General features: G+C 37.1%; 15 protein-coding genes. All 15 read left to right on the top strand.

The annotated features are described in order from the left end of the window. Positions 1–94: 94 nt before the first annotated feature. The 15 genes from ZPR_RS13390 (at position 95) to ZPR_RS13320 (ending at position 20,393) form a co-directional block, all read left to right on the top strand. Positions 95–1,450: an MFS transporter gene (locus tag ZPR_RS13390; protein WP_041578928.1), complete on the top strand. Its 1,356-nt coding sequence runs from the start codon at positions 95–97 to the stop codon at positions 1,448–1,450. A gap of 34 nt (positions 1,451–1,484) precedes the next feature. Further along, positions 1,485–2,141 (top strand): beta-phosphoglucomutase, encoded by a 657-nt coding sequence (gene pgmB / locus ZPR_RS13385; protein WP_013072236.1) that lies wholly within the window; start codon positions 1,485–1,487, stop codon positions 2,139–2,141. Positions 2,142–2,153: 12 nt separating this feature from the next. Then, complete coding sequence (locus ZPR_RS13380) at positions 2,154–4,454, top strand: glycoside hydrolase family 65 protein (RefSeq protein ID WP_013072235.1); 2,301 nt, start codon at positions 2,154–2,156, stop codon at positions 4,452–4,454. Positions 4,455–4,464: 10 nt separating this feature from the next. After that, complete coding sequence (locus ZPR_RS13375) at positions 4,465–6,576, top strand: glycoside hydrolase family 97 protein (RefSeq protein ID WP_013072234.1); 2,112 nt, start codon at positions 4,465–4,467, stop codon at positions 6,574–6,576. 974 nt (positions 6,577–7,550) lie between these two features. Further along, entirely contained in the window at positions 7,551–9,398 is a 1,848-nt protein-coding gene (locus tag ZPR_RS13370; protein ID WP_013072233.1) for a glycoside hydrolase family 13 protein, read from the top strand. Between the two features lie 4 nt (positions 9,399–9,402). Then, positions 9,403–10,848 (top strand): alpha-amylase family glycosyl hydrolase, encoded by a 1,446-nt coding sequence (locus ZPR_RS13365; RefSeq protein WP_013072232.1) that lies wholly within the window; start codon positions 9,403–9,405, stop codon positions 10,846–10,848. Between the two features lie 123 nt (positions 10,849–10,971). Beyond that, complete coding sequence (gene pfkA, locus ZPR_RS13360) at positions 10,972–11,958, top strand: 6-phosphofructokinase (protein WP_041578927.1); 987 nt, start codon at positions 10,972–10,974, stop codon at positions 11,956–11,958. A gap of 17 nt (positions 11,959–11,975) precedes the next feature. Next, positions 11,976–12,974: a type I glyceraldehyde-3-phosphate dehydrogenase gene (gene gap, locus ZPR_RS13355; protein ID WP_013072230.1), complete on the top strand. Its 999-nt coding sequence runs from the start codon at positions 11,976–11,978 to the stop codon at positions 12,972–12,974. Positions 12,975–13,069: 95 nt separating this feature from the next. Then, entirely contained in the window at positions 13,070–13,927 is an 858-nt protein-coding gene (locus ZPR_RS13350; RefSeq protein ID WP_041578926.1) for an N-acetylglucosamine kinase, read from the top strand. A gap of 49 nt (positions 13,928–13,976) precedes the next feature. Next, the gene (locus ZPR_RS13345) at positions 13,977–15,512 is read left to right on the top strand and encodes a YifB family Mg chelatase-like AAA ATPase (protein ID WP_013072228.1); all 1,536 of its coding nucleotides are present in this window, start codon (positions 13,977–13,979) and stop codon (positions 15,510–15,512) included. A gap of 85 nt (positions 15,513–15,597) precedes the next feature. After that, positions 15,598–16,752, top strand: a complete 1,155-nt coding sequence (locus tag ZPR_RS13340; RefSeq protein WP_013072227.1) for a DUF2891 domain-containing protein — start codon at positions 15,598–15,600, stop codon at positions 16,750–16,752. A 1-nt stretch (position 16,753) separates the two neighbouring features. Beyond that, on the top strand, positions 16,754–17,965 hold the full coding sequence (locus tag ZPR_RS13335; protein ID WP_013072226.1) for an Nramp family divalent metal transporter: 1,212 nt from the start codon (positions 16,754–16,756) through the stop codon (positions 17,963–17,965). Positions 17,966–18,071: 106 nt separating this feature from the next. After that, the gene (gene pxpA, locus ZPR_RS13330) at positions 18,072–18,809 is read left to right on the top strand and encodes a 5-oxoprolinase subunit PxpA (RefSeq protein WP_013072225.1); all 738 of its coding nucleotides are present in this window, start codon (positions 18,072–18,074) and stop codon (positions 18,807–18,809) included. After that, positions 18,806–19,540 carry a 5-oxoprolinase subunit PxpB gene (gene pxpB, locus ZPR_RS13325; RefSeq protein WP_013072224.1) on the top strand — a complete coding sequence of 245 codons (735 nt, stop codon included), beginning with the start codon at positions 18,806–18,808 and terminating at the stop codon, positions 19,538–19,540. The genes pxpA and pxpB overlap by 4 nt, the downstream gene beginning before the upstream one ends. Continuing rightward, positions 19,533–20,393: a 5-oxoprolinase subunit C family protein gene (locus tag ZPR_RS13320; RefSeq protein ID WP_013072223.1), complete on the top strand. Its 861-nt coding sequence runs from the start codon at positions 19,533–19,535 to the stop codon at positions 20,391–20,393. The genes pxpB and ZPR_RS13320 overlap by 8 nt, the downstream gene beginning before the upstream one ends. The last annotated feature ends 400 nt before the right edge of the window (positions 20,394–20,793 follow it).

Below are 20,793 nucleotides of genomic sequence, written 5' to 3'. Positions count from 1 at the left end.
ATTAGTTAATTTATCAGAACTTATATTTTTACTTCCTAACTAAAATAAGTTTTGATAAGTCTTAGTGCTTATCGTAACCTTCTAATATTACGATATGCAGAAACGCAGATTAAGTTTCTGGGAAATCTGGAATATGACATTCGGATTTCTCGGGATTCAAATGGGATTCGCATTACAAAATGCAAATGCCAGCCGTATCCTTCAGGTTTTTGGTGCAGAGGTCGAGCATCTCTCTTGGTTTTGGATTGTCGCTCCTGTTACAGGTTTGATTGTTCAGCCTATTATTGGTTATTATAGTGATCGTACCTGGACCAAATTGGGGAGACGTCGCCCATTTTTCCTAACCGGGGGAATTTTAGCCGCCATTGGTTTGGTGCTAATGCCAAATGCCGACTTGTTTATCGCCATTATGCCGTCTTTATGGGTGGGAGCAGGGATGCTTATGATCATGGATGCGTCTTTTAACGTAGCCATGGAACCTTTTAGAGCACTTGTTGCCGATAATCTTCCCAGCGATCAACGAACCTTAGGCTTTAGTATACAAACGGTATTGATTGGTATTGGTGCTGTTGTTGGATCATGGTTGCCTTACGTATTAACTAACTGGTTTGGTTTTACCAATAGAGCCGCGGAAGGTGAAATTCCTTTAAATCTTCTATTATCTTTTATCATTGGTGCGGTTATTTTGGTGGTAAGTATTTTAATTACTGTTTTTACGACCAAAGAGTACAGCCCGGAAGAACTGGAACACTTTCACGCACAGGAGGATAAGCCAGGAGTCCTAGTTCCTGATGAAGAAAAATCTAAAATCACCGATATTTTTACCGATTTTGTAAAAATGCCTCATACGATGCGTCAGCTTAGTTGGGTGCAGTTTTTCTCATGGTTTGGTTTGTTCGGTATGTGGGTATTTGCTACCCCGGCCATTGCGCATCACATCTATGGATTACCACTTTCGGATTCCAGTAGTGAAGCCTACCAGGATGCCGGTGATTGGGTGGGAATCCTGTTTGGAGTTTATAATGCTGTGTCTGCAGTTTTTGCGTTTTTCTTACCGGTAATTGCCAAAAAAGTAGGCCGAAAAAACACACATATCATTTCATTGATTATTGGTGGGGCAGGTTTGCTCTCTATTTATATCATGCCTAATGAAAACTGGGTGATTTTAAGTATGGTGGGTGTTGGTATTGCCTGGGCAAGTATTCTTGCGATGCCTTATGCCATTTTAGCCGGAGCAATTCCGCCTCGAAAAATGGGGGTGTATATGGGAATCTTTAACTTCTTTATTGTAATTCCTCAAATCGTGAATGCTATTATTGGTGGCCCAATGGTAAAATATCTTTACGGTGGAGATCCTATTTATGCATTAATGATGAGTGGTGTAGCCTTTATGATTGCCGCAGTCCTTACCTTAAGAATAGACGACGTAGACGAAGAAGTTGCGAAGTGAGACTAACTGAAAATTTAAGAAACATACTACTAAAATGAATCAAAAAGCTATCATATTCGATCTTGATGGTGTAATCGTAGATACAGCAAAATTTCATTTTCTGGCCTGGAAAAAACTGGCAAATGATTTAGGTTTCGATTTTACCAAAGAACAGAATGAAGAATTAAAAGGAGTAAGCAGGGTAGATTCGCTTAAAAAAATACTGAACTGGGGAAATAGAGAGCTTACCGAAGATGAGTTTAATCGACAAATGCAACTTAAAAATGAAAACTATCTATCTTATGTAAATAAGATGGATAAAGGTGAAGTGCTTCCAGGAGTTCAAAAAGTACTCGATTATTTAAATGAAAATAACACTCCCTACGCATTAGGATCGGCCAGTAAAAATGCTCGTCATATTTTAGAAAAAATCGATTTGAAAGATGGTTTTAATGCCATCGTGGATGGTACGGATGTAAGCAAAGCGAAACCAGATCCAGAAGTTTTTCTTATCGCTGCTGAAAAGCTGAATGTTGCTCCGCAAGATTGTATTGTATTCGAAGATTCTGTAGCCGGGATTCAGGCGGCAAATAAGGGACAAATGACCAGTATCGGGATTGGTGATAAAAAAACACTACATGAAGCCGATTATATCTTCAGTGATTTTACTGAAATCTCGATCGAATTTTTAAAAAATCTACTCCAAAAATAAATAATATCAACAATGAATCAGGATTATATTAAACCAGATGCATGGTCCATTATAGAAGAAGGTTTTGATGCCAAGCGTGTAGAATCTTCTGAAAGTTTATTCAGTATTGGTAACGGCGCTATGGGGCAACGGGCCAATTTTGAAGAGCAATACTCTGGCGACACCTTTCAGGGGAGCTATATCGCCGGTGTTTTTTACCCCGATAAAACAAAAGTAGGTTGGTGGAAAAATGGATATCCGGAATATTTCGCTAAAGTATTAAATGCACCCAACTGGATAGGAATTAATGTCGCTATTAACGAAGAGGCCCTGGATCTAAATACCTGTAAAGAGGTAAAAGATTTTGTGCGTGAACTGAATATGAAAGAAGGCTTTCACCGAAGAAGCTTTGTAGCGGTGATGCCCAATGACCTTGAAGTAAGAGTTACAGCTACTCGTTTTTTATCTATTGTAAATGATGAATTAGGAGTCATAAATTATGAAGTTGAGGTATTAAATGCCGATGCAGTAGTAAAATTCACACCATATCTTGATGGAGGGATCACTAACCGCGATGCAAACTGGGAAGAGCGTTTTTGGCAGACTTTAGAAGTGAACACTGAAAACGATCAGGCTTTTGTGGTTTCTAAAACTTTAAAAACAGAATATCATGTAGGTACCTATATGCAATCTCAAATTAGCCTAGATGATGAAAAACTTCAGGTAGAAGGAGAAGTAGAGAAAACTGAAGATCAGGTAAGTATTTCGTATGCAGTAAAAGTGAATAGAGGAGAGAGAATTGCGCTTCAAAAATATGCCGGTTATGTAACGGATATGAACCATAGTAAGGATTCTTTAGTTGAAGCAGCAAAAAATGTGCTTGATAAAGCCACAACATCAGGTTTTGCGAAATTACTGCAGGAACAAAAAGAGGCCTGGGCGCAGATCTGGGAAATGGCCGATATTACCATCGATGGTGATGTGAAGGCACAACAGGGGATTCGTTTTAATATTTTTCAACTAAATCAAACCTATTTAGGAAAAGACGAGCGATTAAATATAGGTCCAAAAGGATTTACAGGCGAGAAATATGGTGGAAGTACCTATTGGGATACCGAGGCGTATTGTATTCCGTTTTACATGGCGACTAAAGATCAGCAGGTAGCTCGGAATTTACTGACTTATCGTTATAATCATTTAGAAAAGGCGAAAGAAAATGCGCAAAAATTAGGGTTTACTAATGGTGCGGCGCTTTACCCAATGGTAACGATGAATGGCGAGGAGAGCCATAACGAATGGGAAATCACGTTTGAAGAAATTCATCGAAACGGCGCGATGGTTTTTGCCATTTACAATTATGTTCGTTTTACTGATGATTATAGTTACGTGCCAGAAATGGGACTGGAAGTAATGATCGCGATCGCTAGATTCTGGCAACAAAGAGCAAACTTTAGTAAAGACAAGAATAAGTATGTAATTCTTGGAGTTACAGGACCAAACGAATATGAAAATAATGTGAATAATAACTGGTACACCAATTATTTAGCGAAATGGTGTATCGAATATTGCATAGAAAATATCGAGAAAATTAAGGCAAACTATGCTGAAGATTATGCTCGAATTATGGATAAAACCAATTTAGAATCTGAAGAAATAGCGAAATGGGGAGAGGTTGCTGAAAATATGTATTTTCCATATTCTGAAGAATTCGGGGTGTATCTACAGCAGGATGGTTTCCTGGATAAAGAGATCAAGCCGGTTAGTACCCTTACTAAAAAACAGCGCCCAATTAACCAAAATTGGAGTTGGGACCGTATTTTAAGAAGCTGCTATATAAAACAGGCTGATGTGCTTCAGGGGTTTTATTTCTTTGAAGATCATTTTTCCGAAGAAAACCTGAAAAAACATTTTGATTTCTACGAACCCATTACTGTACATGAATCATCTTTGTCTCCTTGCGTACATAGTATTCAGGCTGCGAAATTGGGTAGAATGGAACAGGCATATACCTTCTATTTAAGGACTTCGCGATTAGACTTGGATGATTATAATCATGAAGTGAAAGAAGGTTGTCACATTACAAGTATGGCGGGAACCTGGATGAGTATTGTAGAAGGTTTTGGTGGGATGCGCGTAGTAGAAGGGAAATTATCTTTTACGCCGCAATTACCGGAACAATGGAATAGTTTCAGTTTTAAAATCAATTTTAGAAATCAGATTTTAAAGATCAATATTGGTAAAAACGAAACTACCTTTTCTGTAGATGGAAACGAGCCAATGACCGTGTTATTAAACGGAGAAGCGATTGAGGTACAAAATACCATAAAAAGCTAAAATTTTAGATATGAAAAAGTTTATTACAGTAATTACAATTTGTATTTCTGTTTTTGGATTACAGGCACAGGAATTAACATCTCCTAATGGTAATCTTGAGATGAAATTCAGTTTAAAAGAAAACGGAACTCCCGCATATCAATTATTTTATAAAGGAGAAGAAGTGATAAAAACCAGTACACTTGGTTTAGAACTACAGGATGATTCAACCTCTTTGATGAACGAATTTGAAATTTCTGATACAAAAACATCGAGTTTTGATAAAATATGGACTCCGGTTTGGGGAGAACAGGCCAAAATCAGAAATCATTATAACGAGTTGGCGGTTACCTTAGATCAGCCGTCAACAGATCGAAAAATGATCATTCGTTTCCGCATGTTCAACGATGGTTTAGGGTTTCGATATGAATTCCCGCAGCAAGAAAACCTGGTGTATTTCATAATTAAAGAAGAGCATACGCAATTTGCAATGACGGGCGATCATACGGCGTATTGGCTTCCGGGAGATTACGACTCTCAGGAATATGATTACACGACGTCTAAACTTTCAGAAATTAGTAGCAAATTCGACGAAGCTTGGGTTGGAAATGCCTCTCAAACCCAGTTTTCAAAGTCGGCAGTACAAACTGCTTTAATGATGAAAACGGAAGATGGATTGTATATCAATCTGCACGAAGCAGCTTTAAAAGAATATTCATTAATGAACCTGAATTTGGATGAAAATAGTCTTGTTTTTGAATCCTGGTTAACGCCCGATGCTATAGGGAATAAAGGATATATTCAGGCACCTGCAGTTTCTCCCTGGAGAACGATCATGGTAAGCGATGATGCCACTGATATTTTAGCATCCAACATTACCTTGAATCTTAATGAACCTAATAAAATTGAAGATACTTCGTGGATCAAACCAATGAAGTATGTTGGTGTTTGGTGGGAAATGATTACCGGTAAAAGTACGTGGAATTATACCGATGAGTTTCCATCAGTAAAATTGGGTGAGACCGATTTTGAAAATGCCGAACCTAACGGAAAACATGGTGCTAATACAGCGCACGTAAAAGAGTATATAGATTTTGCTGCCGAAAATGGTTTTGATGGCGTATTGGTTGAAGGATGGAATGTAGGCTGGGAAGACTGGTTTGGACATTCCAAAGATTATGTTTTTGACTTCGTAACTCCGTATCCGGATTTTGATGTAGAAGGAATCCAAAAGTATGCTGAATCTAAAGGGGTGCAAATGATCATGCATCATGAAACTTCTGGTGCCATTCGTAACTACGAGCGTCACTTAGATACCGCGTACCAGTTTATGAATACATATGATTATCCTGCGGTTAAAAGCGGATATGTTGGGGATATTATTCCACGTGGCGAGCATCACTACGGGCAGTGGGCAATCAATCACTTTCTGTATGCCGTAAAAAAAGCAGCCGATTATCATATTATGGTAAATGCGCACGAAGCGGTAAGACCAACAGGTTTACGCAGAACATGGCCCAATTTAATTGGTAACGAATCGGCCAGAGGAACAGAATTCCAGGCCTTTGGGGGGTCTAAGCCAAATCACGTAACCATTTTACCTTTTACCCGTTTAATTGGCGGACCTATGGATTACACACCGGGAATTTTTGAAATGGACATTAGTAAGATCAATCCTGATAATAACTCCCATGTAAATTCTACCTTGGCCAATCAGTTGGCACTTTATGTAACTATGTATAGTCCGTTGCAAATGGCAGCAGATCTTCCTGAAAATTACAAGCGTTTTCCAGATGCTTTTCAGTTTATAAAGGATGTAGCGTTAGATTGGGATGAAAGCAAGTACATAGAAGCAGAGCCGGGAGAATACATCACTGTAGCCCGTAAAGCCAAAGGAACTGAAAACTGGTTTGTAGGAAACGTAAATGGCACCACACCAAGAACATCAAAAATTAAGCTTGATTTCTTAGAAGATGGTAAAAAGTATGAAGCTACTATTTATGCAGATGCTAAAGACGCTGATTATAAAACCAATCCGCAAGCTTATAAAATCACTAAGAAAAGCGTAATCAGCAAGTCAACTTTAAAACTGACTTCAGCGCCAGGTGGTGGTTATGCGATAAGCATTTTTGAGAAGGAGTAACTAGAACTGAGATCAGTTAATTTGAAAATGTGTTAATGCGAAAATTTGAAAATTAATGTCGGATCTTAAATTTTGAATTATTCTTGAAATGAGTTGTCACTTCGACCGAAACAAAGTGGAGTCGAGAAATCTTTTCACGAAAGAATGTTACTTCGAGTGTTGATATTGAAGAGAATTCGAAGAAAATAGAACTGAGATCAGTTAATTTGAAAATGTGTTAATGCGAAAATTTGAAAATTAATATTGAATCTTAAACTTTGAATTATTCTTGAAATGAGTTGTCATTTCGACCGAAACAAAGTGGAGTCGAGAAATCTTTTCACGAAAGAATGTTACTTCGATTGTTGATATTGAAGAGAATTCGAAGAAAATAGAGGTGAGATCAGTTAATTTGGAAATGTGAAGATGCGTTAATTTGAAAATTAATATTGAATCTTAAACTTTGAATTACATCTAAAATTCGTTGTCATTTTGACCGACACAAAGTGGAGTCGAGAAATCTTTTCACGAAAGAATTTTACTTCGAGTTTTGATATTGAAGAGGATTCAAAAAAAATTAGAAGTGAGATCAGTTAATTTGAAAATGTGTTAATGCGAAAATTCGAAAATTAATATTGAATCTTAAACTTTGAATTACATCTAAAATTCGTTGTCATTTCGACCGAACAAAGTGGAGTCGAGAAATTTTTTCACGAAAGAATGTTACTTCGAGTGGTTTTATTGAAGAGGATTCGAAAAAAATAGAACTGAGATCAGTTAATTTGAAAATTTGTTAATGCGAAAATTTGAAAATTAATATTGAATCTTAAATTTTGAATTATTCTTGAAATGAGTTGTCATTTCGACCGAAACAAAGTGAAGCGGAGAAATCTTTCCACGAATGAAAATTAGTGTCCAGAAATCTTATTTAACCCAAAACTAATGGCTTATAGCTGATCGCTAAAACCTGTAAGCTGAAAACTGAAAACAAAAAAATGAAAACTAAATTATATAATCTTGTGTTGCTCCTGTTATTAATTTCAGGAGTAGCGCAGGCACAAATCGATAAAATGGAGCCGCCTTTTTGGTGGAGCGATATGAATCTGGAAGAACTTCAGATCATGTTCTACGGAAAAAATATCGGCACGTACGAAGTTTCTTCAGAAGATGAGGTAATCATCAATAATATTCGAAAAACCGAGAATCCAAATTATGTATTTGTAACAATAAATTCTTCAGCACTTCCTGCGGGAAATTATGAGTTTAACTTCAGTAAAAAAGGTAAAAGAAATATCACCAAAACTTTCGAATTAAAGCAACGAGAAGAAGGTTCGGCGTTAAGAGAAGGTTTTGATGCGAGTGATGCGATTTATTTAATTATGCCCGATCGTTTTGCTAATGGAAATCCGGATAATGATTCTTCTACAGAAATGCAGGAAAAAGCCGATCGTTCTAAACAGGGCGGTCGTCACGGTGGTGATATTCAGGGGGTGATCGATCATTTAGATTATCTAAAAAATCTTGGGATTACAGCGCTTTGGAGCACACCTTTACTAGCCGATGATGATGCCGGTTATTCCTATCACACTTATGCGCAAAGCGATGTATATAAAATCGATCCACGTTACGGTAGTAACGAAGATTATAAGCGTCTGGCCAATGAGTTGCATCAAAAAGATATGAAGTTAATAATGGATTATGTGACCAATCACTGGGGTAGTGAGCATTGGATGATTAAAGATCTACCTACGTATGATTGGGTACATCAATTCCCGGGTTATGAGAATTCTAATTATAGAATGACTACGCAATATGATCCGCACAAATCAGCACGTGATTTTAAATACTGTGTTGACGGCTGGTTTACCGGTACGATGCCCGATTTAAATCAGAGTAATCCTTTAGTGTTAAACTATTTGATTCAGAATGCGATCTGGTGGATCGAATATTCTGGTTTAGACGGATTTCGTGTTGATACCTATTCTTATAATGATAAAGAAGGGATTGCGAAATGGACGAAAGCGATCATGGACGAATATCCATATTTTAATATCGTTGGGGAAGTTTGGATGCACGACCAGGCGCAAATTAGCTACTGGCAAAAAGATAGCCCCATAGGCGCAATTCAGGATTACAATTCTAATTTACCATCGGTGATGGATTTCACTTTACATGATGCGATGACATCGATGTTTCATGAGCAGGATGCCAGTTGGGATCGAGGAATGATTAAAGCCTATGAGAATTTTGTGAACGATTTCTTATATGCCGATACCGATAATTTGATGGTGTTTATGGGTAATCATGATACGGGTAGATTTAATGAGATTTACGATGGTGATTTTAAAAAATATAAAATGGCGATGACCATGATCGCTACGGTACGTGGTACGCCTCAAATCTATTACGGAGATGAAATAGGAATGCGAGGCGATAAAGGAAAAGGCGACGGCGCGATTAGACAGGATTTTCCAGGTGGTTGGGAAGGTGATGAACAATCTGCCTTTAATGCGGAAGACAGGACTGAAAACCAAATGAAATACTTTGATCTGACTTCAAAATTATTGAATTTCAGAAAAGAAAATGAAGTATTGCAGTTTGGTAAAATGCTTCAGTTTTTACCAGAAAATAATGTGTATGTATATTTTAGGTATAATGATAAAAACCGGGTAATGGTTATTATCAATAATAATGCTGAAGAACAGACTTTAGATTTAAAGAAATATGCTGAGGGAATTCAAGGTTCCACCTCTGGAAAAGAAATTATTTCAGGAAAAGACATTCAGCTAAATGAAACTTTGAGCATTCCTGCACAGGATGCCATGTTAATTCAACTTCAATAAAAAAATGAAACGATTTATAATAGCGGCGCTGGCAGTTACGATGCTTACTGCCTGTAAAAACGAAACTTCTGAAAAGTCGGTTAAAAAAGAGGACGAAAAAGGGAAAACATTATCCCCTATAAACGATAGCATTTTAGGACAATCGGTAATTTATGAAGCTAATATTCGGCAATATTCTCCTGAAGGTACTTTTAATGAGTTTACAAAGGATATTCCGCAGTTAAAAGAGCTTGGTGTAAAAGTGATCTGGTTAATGCCAGTGTATCCAATATCCTCTGTGAAAAGAAAAGCCGCAGATGGCCGGTTTGCAGAAGAAATTGAAGACCCTAAAGAGCGTGAAAAGATTTTAGGCAGTTATTACGCCATTTCAGATTATACGGGAATTAATCCCGAATTTGGAACTCTAGAGGATTTTCAGGAATTGGTAAAAACAGCTCATGGAAACGGCATGTATGTGATCCTGGATTGGGTAGCAAATCATACCGGCTGGGATCATGTTTGGATTGAAGAACATCCCGAATTTTATACTAAAAACGAAAACGGAGAGATTATAGACCCTATAAATCCTGATACTGGCGAGAGCTGGGGTTGGACAGATGTAGCTGATCTTAATTACGACAATAAAGAATTGTGGACTGAAATGCGTAAGGATATGCGTTATTGGGTAGAAGAGCAAAATATTGATGGTTTTCGATGTGATGTTGCCGGGGAAGTACCAACAGAATTTTGGGAATCTGCGGTAGAAGAAATGAAGCAGGTTAAACCGATTTTTATGTTGGCAGAATCTGAAGATAAAGATCTTTTTGAAAAAGCTTTTGATATGGGATATAACTGGGAAGGTCATCATATTCTAAATGCCATTGCACAGGGAAAGCAAAATGCGAAGGATCTGAGTGATTATATGAAGAAAATTGACACGACCTACCAGGAGGATGATTACCTGATGAATTTTGTTACCAATCATGATGAAAATAGCTGGAATGGAACGGTAAATGAACGAATGGGTAATGCGGCAGAGGTGATGACGGCTTTAAGCTTTACATTGCCGGGAATGCCTTTGATTTATAGCGGACAGGAATACGATATGCAAAAACGCTTACGCTTTTTCGAAAAAGATACTATTCCACATCAGCAAAATAAATTCTGGCCAATTTTATCGAAACTTGGAACATTAAAAAATGAAAGTCCGGCTCTAGACGGCTCGAAAACCGAAGCTGGTTATTCAACCATTAAAAATTCAGACGAGGATGTGATTTTTAGTTTCAAAAGGCAACAAAATGATGATGAGGTAATCTTTATAGGAAATCTTTCTGATCGTAAAAAAGAGTTCAATATTGACCTGGAAGGCCAGTTTATTGATTATATGAATAACGAAAAAGTTTTCGTGATTGAAAAAAATCAAAAATTTCAATTTTCTCCCTGGGAATATAAAATTTTAATAATTCAGTAGTAAAATTCACAAAATGATAAAAACAGCCCTTATTTAGGGCTGTTTTTATTAGTTATCAACCGAAATCGATTTAGTTTAAATGCAAATTAGGTTATATTTAAGATTTAAAATAGATTTGAGGTGATGGCAAATACAATAAGAAAAATTTGTGTCTTAACATCTGGGGGAGATGCACCCGGAATGAACGCCGCAATCCGAGCGGTCGTTAGAGCTTGTTCTTTTTATAATGTGGAGTGTGTAGGGATCTACAGAGGTTATCAGGGTTTAATGGAAGGAGACTTTGAAGAACTTAATGCCAGATCTGTACGAAACATTATCAATAAAGGGGGGACTTTCCTTAAATCTGCTCGCTCTATGGAGTTTAAGACCATAGAAGGAAGAAAAAAAGCTTATGAGCAATTAACAAAAAATAACATTGACGCTTTGGTGGTTATCGGCGGAGATGGTACTTTTACGGGTGGCGTTTATTTTAGTCAGGAGTTTGATCTTCCAATAGTTGGGATTCCGGCTACAATCGACAATGATATTAGCGGTACAGATTTTACATTGGGATATGATACTGCGTTAAATACAGTTGTGGATGCCATAGATAAAATTAGAGATACTGCCAGTTCTCATAATAGATTATTCTTTATTGAAGTTATGGGAAGAGATGCGGGAGACATTGCTCTTAATAGTGGAATAGGAGCAGGAGCCGAAGAGATTTTGATTCCGGAAGAAGAAGAAGGAGTAGAACGTATGTTGGAATCATTAAGAAAGAGTAAAATGTCCGGCAAGCTTTCCAGCATCATAGTAGTAGCCGAAGGAGAAAAAAGCGGGAAAAATATTTTTCAGCTTGCAGAATATGTAGAAGAGCATTTAGAAGGATACGATATTAGGGTATCTGTTTTGGGACATATTCAAAGAGGAGGGCGACCAAGTTGTTTTGATCGCGTTCTGGCAAGTAAATTAGGAGTAGGGGCTGTAGAAGCTCTACTGGACGGGGACTCTAAAGTAATGATTGGCTTAAGCCATCAAAAGGTAGTTCGCGTACCGCTTACCGTAGCCATTAATGGTGAGGCAAAATATGATAAAGAATTAAGAAGGGTGGCAGACATCACTTCAGTTTAAACTTTAAAAATAGAAAAATGAGTACAAAAATTGGAATTAACGGTTTTGGCCGAATTGGGCGTATAGCCTTTAGAATAGCAGCACAAAGCGAAAAAGTAGAGGTAGTAGCTATTAATGATTTACTTGATGTAGATCACTTGGCTTACCTTTTAAAATATGATTCTGTTCACGGGAAATTTAAAGGTTCTGTAGAGGTTAAAGACGGGAATCTTGTTGTGGACGGTAAAACCATTAGAGTAAGCGCAGAAAAAAATCCAGCAGACCTAAAATGGGATGATGCAGGAGCAGAAGTTGTATTGGATTGTACAGGAATCTTTACCGATCTTGATAATGCAAAAGCTCACCTTGAAGCCGGAGCGAGAAAAGTGGTGATCTCTGCACCATCTAAAACAGCACCGATGTTTGTGATGGGAGTGAATCATCATGAAGTAACTGCAGATCAGGATATCGTTTCTAACGCTTCTTGTACTACAAACTGTCTTGCACCGCTTGCAAAAGTTATTGATGATGAGTTTGGTCTTGTGGAAGGTTTAATGACAACTGTTCATGCATCTACTTCTACTCAGTTTACTGTAGATTCACCATCTAAGAAGAACTTTAGATTAGGTCGTAGTGCTATGGCTAACATTATCCCAAGTTCTACAGGAGCTGCAGTTGCCGTAACAAAGGTAATTCCTTCTTTAAAAGGAAAACTTACCGGTATGGCATTTAGAGTTCCTACTACAGATGTTTCTGTTGTAGATTTAACTGTAAAAACTGAAAAAGCTGCTTCTTACGATGATATCAAAGCTGCATTCAAAAAAGCTGCTGATGGAGATTACAAAGGAGTGATTTCTTATACAGATGAAGCTGTAGTGAGTCAGGATTACGTATCTGATGCTCATACTTGTAATTTTGATGCTGAAGCTGGTATCGCGCTTAACGATAATTTCTTCAAATTAATCGCTTGGTATGATAACGAATATGGTTATTCATCTAAACTTGTAGATTTAGCTGCACACGTAGCTTCTTTATAAATTAATTATCAGCCTGAAAGATTGTGCAGAAATTCAGATATTGGATTTACACAGTTTTTCAGGCTTTTTTATCTCTAATCAATACTAAATAGCAAATGATACTAATAGCAGATGGTGGCTCTACAAAGTGCGACTGGATATTAATGGATTCCACCGGAGAAAAGATTTTTAAAACAAGAACTAAGGGATTAAATCCTGCCGTGTTTCCAGAGATAGTATTAGAACAACGTATAGAAGAAAATCCAGATCTTAGAGAAGTAAAGGATAAGGTAGAAAGAGTTCACTTTTTTGGAGCTGGTTGTGGAACAGAAAAGCCTAGTAAACTTTTAGCGGGCATCATTGCTAATTTCTTTACCAATGCAGATGACGTAATGGTTAAAGAAGATATGGTTGCGGCGGTTTATGCTGCCACTACCGAGCCAGGTATTGTATGTATTCTGGGTACAGGATCTAATTCATGCTATTTTGATGGAGAAAATATACATCAGGCGGTAGCCTCTTTAGGGTATATTTTAATGGACGAAGCTAGTGGGAATTATTTTGGTAAAAGGCTTATACGCGATTACTATTATAAAAGAATGCCCCCAGAACTCGCTGTTAAATTTGAAGAAAAATTTGATTTGAGCAGTGATGAAATCAAAAAGAATATTTACCAAAAAGAAAATCCAAATACGTATCTAGCATCGTTTGCTGAATTTATTTTCGCTAACGAACGTAATGGGTATTTCTATAAGTTAGTTCATGAAGGTTTAACAGATTTTGTGCATTCTCGTGTACTTTGTTATCCCGAGTGTCGTACTGTTCCTGTGCATTTTATAGGAACTATTGCTTATTTTAGTGAAGATATTATCAGGGCAGTATTACAGCCTTATGGAATCGAGGTAGGAAATATAGTAAGACGTCCAATAGATGCGTTGGTGGAGCATTATCGTAAAAATGTACTAACTGCTTAAATTACAGGGAATAAAATTTTTTTACTACATTTAAGTAAATTCTCTTTAAATGCTGGTAAAAGTTTATGGTAGTGCTGTTTTTGGTGTCGAGGCCACAACTATTGCGGTTGAGGTTAATATTGATAAAGGAATCGGCTATCATTTAGTAGGTCTGCCGGATAATGCGGTAAAGGAAAGTAGTTTTAGAATTGCGGCAGCACTTCAGAATAACGGATTTAAATTTCCGGGAAAAAAAATTATTGTAAATATGGCTCCGGCCGATCTTCGAAAAGAAGGATCGGCTTATGATCTTACTTTTGCAATCGGTATTTTGGCCGCTTCTGGCCAGATTAAAGCCAAAAATATTTCAGAATATATTATTATGGGAGAATTATCCCTTGATGGAAGTTTACAGCCCATCAAGGGAGCACTTCCTATTGCCATAAAAGCACAACAGGAAGGTTTTAAGTATTTTATTTTACCTCAACAGAATGCTAAAGAAGCTGCAATAGTCTCAGGTTTAAAGGTGTATGGGGTTCATAATATAAAAGAAGTCTGTGATCATTTTGATAAGGGACTGGAGCTTCCAGAAACCATAGTCAACACCCGGGAAGAGTTTTATAATCATCTGGATCATCCAGAACATGATTTTGCTGATGTAAAAGGCCAGGAATCCATAAAGCGCTGTATGGAAATTGCCGCAGCGGGTGGTCATAATATTATTTTAATAGGTCCGCCAGGCGCCGGTAAAACTATGCTGGCTAAAAGACTACCCAGTATTTTACCACCAATGACACTGCATGAGGCGCTAGAAACTACCAAAATACATAGTGTAGTTGGAAAAATTAAGGATCACGGACTTATGGCACAGCGCCCTTTTCGTAGTCCGCATCATACAATTTCCGACGTGGCACTTGTTGGAGGTGGTGCCTATCCACAGCCGGGAGAAATTTCACTTTCCCACAACGGCGTTTTATTCCTGGATGAATTACCAGAATTTAAGCGGAGTGTTTTAGAAGTAATGCGACAACCTTTAGAGGATCGGGAAGTAACAATTTCCAGAGCTAAATTTACGGTTACTTATCCTTCCAGTTTTATGTTGGTTGCCAGTATGAATCCAAGTCCCGGCGGATATTTTAATGATCCCGATGCTCCTGTTACCTCTTCGCCGGCAGAAATGCAGCGTTATTTAAGTAAGATTAGCGGTCCGCTTCTGGATCGAATCGATATTCATATCGAAGTTACTCCGGTTCCTTTTGATAAGCTTAGTGAAGAAAGAAAAGGAGAAAAAAGTATTGATATTAGAAAACGGGTAATGAAAGCCCGGGAATTGCAAACACAACGATTTCAGGAATACGAAAATATTCATTACAATGCCCAGATGGGAACTAAACAGATCTCAAAATTCTGCAAATTAGACGACATCTCTAAAAAATTGCTTAAAACAGCGATGGAGCGGCTCAATCTTTCAGCCAGGGCTTACGATCGTATTCTAAAGGTTTCCAGAAGCATTGCCGATTTAGAAACTTCCGAAGAAATAAAATCGGCCCACATCAGTGAAGCGATCCAGTATCGCAGTTTAGATAGAGATGGTTGGTTGGGATAAATGTTTTCTCTTTTTAGGAAGACCTTTAAATTTTTGTAATTATTTTTTGATAAATTGTTCCTGAATTTTCAATCCATCCCAATACATGAAAAAATTAGTGCTTGTTTTTACAGCTTTTAGCCTTTTTGCCTGTAAGAATGAAACCGCAAACGACCCTTCTAAACCAGATGAAACGTCATCTGATTCCCTGATAGATATAGATGCGATAACCGAGACGATAAGTCCTGATGAAACTATAAATTTTACACTTGAAGAGGCTAATAAACTCGCTGAACTTCCTTTGGCCTGTGTGGGTACGCAATATCCCAATAAACTAAGTCAGACGCTGGATAATGCCGAAGCTATAGGAGAACCAAAAGAGTTACACCCTGCGTTTTATGGCTGTTTTGACTGGCATAGTTCGGTGCATGGACATTGGTCGATGGTAGCTTTGCTTAAAAAATTTCCGAATCTTGAAAAAGCGGATGAGATTCGTCAAAAATTAGAACAATCTTTATCAGCCGAAAATATTAAAGCTGAAGTAGCTTATTTTAAGCGTCCGCAGGAAAATAGTTATGAAAGAACTTATGGTTGGGCCTGGCTTTTAAAACTTGCGGAAGAACTTAAAACCTGGAATGATCCTTTGGCTAAAAAATTAGATGAAAATCTACAACCACTTACAGATTTGATCGTTTCCAGATACTTGGAATTTCTTCCTAAACTTAAGTATCCAATCAGGGTAGGAGAACATACCAACACGGCATTTGGTTTAGGTTTTGCTTATGACTATGCAGTAACAACAGAGCATGTAGAACTTAAGGAATTAATCTCTAAGCGGGCAAAGGATTTTTACTTAAAGGATGATGATTGTCCTATTTCCTGGGAACCCGGTGGCTATGATTTTTTATCTCCCTGTTTAGAAGAAGTTGATATTATGCGAAGAATTATGCCTAAAAATGCATTTTTTCTTTGGATAGATGATTTTATGCCGGCGCTTACCAATCGGGATTTTTCAATAGAAGTAGGTGAAGTATCTGATAGAAGCGATGGTAAATTGGTTCATTTAGATGGCTTAAACTTTAGTCGTGCCTGGGTTTTTTATGGTTTGGCAAACGATTATCCAGAGCAATTTGGACATTTACGGTCACTTGCAGATAGTCATTTAGCATATTCATTTCCTAATTTAGTAGGTGACTCTTACGAAGGCGGACACTGGCTGGGCACTTTTGCAATTTATGCTTTAAGCCAGGATAAGAGGTAATTTGAAAAATTATTTAAAAGAATTAGGACCCGGGATATTGGTTTCTGCGGCTTTTATAGGCCCTGGAACGGTTACCTCCTGCACTTTGGCAGGTGTTAATTTTGGATATTCCCTGCTTTGGGCTCTATTACTTTCCGTTTTTTCCTGTATTGTTTTACAAGAAATGGCTGCCAGACTTGGTATTATTTCCCAAAAAGGATTAAGTGATAATATTCGGGATGAGCTTAAAAAGCCAGTCTGGAGATTTTTAGCACTTGCTCTTATTTTTTCGGCAATAGTTGTTGGAAATGCTGCTTATGAAGCTGGTAATATTACCGGCGCAGTTTTGGGTTTACAAGCCGTTTTTGGAGAACAACAGCTTCGTGTATTCCAATTTGAAGTAAATATCTGGAGTATTACTGTTGGTGCCATTGCTTTTGCAATTCTCTGGATAGGAAATTATAAAGTTTTGGAGAAAGTGTTTATTGCACTGGTCATGGTAATGAGTCTGGCCTTTATCGTCACCGCGATTGTTGTAAAACCTGATATTAGCAAAATTTTAAACGGATTTATCCCAAATCATCTTTCTACCGGAATTCTAGGAGTAATCGCTTTGGTAGGAACCACGGTAGTACCCTATAATTTGTTTTTACATGCTTCGCTGGTTAGTGAGAAATGGAAGGAAAAAAAGTTTCTTAAAACAGCTAAAATCGAATTGGTTATTGCTATTGTTTTAGGGGGAGTAGTTTCTATGGCCATCTTGATTTGCGCCGCCGCCGCTGGATTGGATAACGTAAATAATGCGGTAGATCTTGCCGAAGCTTTAAAACCTGTTTTTGGTGAATTTGCATCTTGGTTTATGGCTATCGGCCTCTTAGCAGCTGGGATTACTTCGTCGATCACTGCTCCATTGGCAGCCGCATATGTAGTTAAAGGATGCATGGGATGGAACGCCAGTTTAAAATCGGTTAAATTTAAAGCGGTCTGGGCTTTTGTATTGATTTTGGGTGTTTTTTGCTCCTCTTTAAAAATTCAACCTATTCAATTAATACAATTCGCGCAGATCGCAAACGGAATTTTGCTGCCAGTAATTGCTGTCTTCCTGTTTTGGGTGGTGAATAGAGCCTCGGTTTTAGGCAATTATAAAAATTCCCTACTTCAAAATATATTAGGAGCTGTTGTAATTGCAATAGCAATCTTTTTGGGGGGCAAGTCAATTTATACAGTACTCTAAACTACTGCCGTATAGGTAAAAACCTATCAATAAGGAAGGCTTATCATTTATTTTGCAATTTTTTGCTGAAAAAACTTTACCTTAAAATTTCTAGTAAAAAGAAATCATGAAAGAGATAGATATTAACTGCGATCTTGGTGAAGGCGGGGATTACGATCATTTATTAATGCCTTTAATTTCCAGTTGTAATATTGCCTGTGGAGGGCATGCCGGTGATATTAAAACGATGCGTAAAACATTGAATTTAGCTTTTGAAAACAACACGAATATTGGAGCGCATCCTTCATATCCCGACAGAGAAAATTTTGGAAGAAGATCGATGCAGATTGCTGCCAAAGATCTTAAAAAAAGTATTCGGGATCAAGTAATATCTCTACAGGAAATAGCAAAAGCGAAAGGAGTAAGATTGCATCATGTAAAACCACATGGAGCCCTTTATAACGATGCTGCAAAAGATGAAAAAATAGCCCAGATTATTGTAGAAAGTTTGCTTGAAATCGAGGATGATTTTAGTCTTTTTGTACCATTAAATTCTGTGATTTCTGAGGTTGCTAAAGATAAAATAAATATCATTTTTGAAGGCTTTGCAGACCGAAATTATGAGGTCGATTATTCGTTGGTAAGCAGGTCGAAAACAAATGCCGTTATTGAAGATCAGGAAGCGGTTTTTAAACATGTTCTTAGCATGTTTCAGGATAAAAAAATCATCACTAAAAGTGGCCAAATTCTGCCTTGCAATGCCAGTACTTTTTGCTTGCATAGCGACACTAAAAATTCAGTTGAAATTTTGCAATTTTTACATGAACGATTTTCCGAAAAAAATATAAAGATCAAGAACACATGAGTAGGGACTTACCACAAATCTCACCCTTAGGAGATAATGCTATTTTAGTTCAGTTTGAGCAGATAATTAGCGAAGAATTGTTGAATAAAGTCTTGTATTATCGAAATTTAATTCAGCAAATTTATATTGAACAAAAGGTTGAAGTAATTAATACATATAACTCGATATTAATTAATTACTTTGTGACTATAGAGGATGTTTATAGCGATGTTGAAGCGATAAAAAAGGTATTTGATCAATACAATGATACGAAAAATATTGAAAGTAGTATATTCGAAATCCCGGTGTGTTATGATCTTAATTTTGGTGTCGATTTAGAGTTTATCGCCAAAGAGAAAAATCTGGAAATTTCAGAAATAATTTCACTGCATATACAGCCGGAATATCGAGTTTATTTTATGGGATTTTTACCCGGATTTTTATACCTGGGAGGGTTGGATGAAAAGCTTCATATTTCAAGAAAATCACAACCCCGAATGAAGATCGAAAAGGGGGCGGTTGGAATAGGTGAAAATCAAACCGGAATTTATCCAAAGGTAAGCCCCGGTGGCTGGCAAATTATTGGTAATTGTCCGCTTAATTTTTTTGATAATAAGAGGGAATATCCAAGTTTAATTTCAGCCGGGGATTACATCAAATTTAAAAGTGTGGATCGTGAAGAATATGATCGTATAAAACAGCAGGTGGAGCAAGGTAATTTTCAATTAAAAAAGCAAGATCGAAATGGGTGAAGTGAAGGTGTTACAACCAGGACTTTTTAGTAGTATTCAGGATTATGGAAGATTCGGAAATATGAAATTTGGTGTTCCCGCCAGTGGCGTAATGGATAGATACGCGGCGAGAACAGCCAATCTAATGTTACGAAATAATGCTAATGATGCAGTACTTGAAATAACGATGATGGGACCAAAATTAGAATTTACGGCGGCAACAAAAATTGTGATTTCGGGGGCCTATCTTTCACCAAAATTGAATGCGGAGGAAGTAAAAAACAATACTATCCTGGAAATAGCCAAAGGTGATATTCTAAGTTTTGGAAGAAGAGCATATGGCTGCCGGGCTTATCTTGCTATTACTGGAGGTTTTACTACAGAAAAGGTTTTGGGAAGTAAAAGTTGGTACGAAGGAATCAGCAAATATCAAAAATTAGAGAAAGATTTAGTGTTATCCTACAAGGAAGACTTGGCCGGAAGAATAGAAACTAATGCCGGATTAAAGTTTAATGAAGATTATCTTAAAACATCCGAAATCGAAGTTTATGAAGGCCCGGAATTTAAGTTTCTTTCTGAAACGCAAAAGGAACATCTTAGAAATTCGACTTTTAGCATCGATCAAAATAACAATAGAATGGCCATACAGTTACAAGAACAATTACAAAATGATTTAAAGCCAATCATTACGGGGCCGGTGGTTCCTGGAACAGTTCAGTTAACACCTTCAGGGAAATTGATTGTTTTAATGAGAGATTGCCAAACAACAGGTGGTTATCCCAGGATTTTACAATTATCCGACAAAGGAATAAGGACTATTGCTCAAAAATTAACAAATGAAAATATAAATTTTTCTTTTCAGCAATCCTTATAAAGTCAGGAAAGGTGTTGATGTCCAATTAGATTGAGGCATAAAATCTATTTACATTTTCTATACATTTTGATTCCGATAAGCTATCGACAGTATTAAATCCTTTTAGCGCTTTGAAATAAAAAAGTGCCGACTAGACGTTGAACGAAGTAATAAAGACCCTACTCAGAATTACTTCACATTCTATCGACACTTTTTTGCCCCAAAACACCTTAGCTAACTAAAATGATAATTCAAAAGTAATTTAAAAGATTTGTTTAGCAAAGGGGAAAAACACCCCTTTTTTGTATAATATTTTTTAATTTACCTAAAATATACTTGTAATTTTATCTTAAAATTAATTTATCGTAACAAAATTCTTGACAGGAAAACAGCCAGAAATAGAATAGTTTCAACTATTGTA

Origin of the sequence: Zunongwangia profunda SM-A87 (assembly GCF_000023465.1) — a bacterium.
Lineage (GTDB): Bacteria > Bacteroidota > Bacteroidia > Flavobacteriales > Flavobacteriaceae > Zunongwangia > Zunongwangia profunda.
Note: the sequence above shows the minus strand (reverse complement) of the source record. Positions and strands in the feature narration are given on the sequence as shown.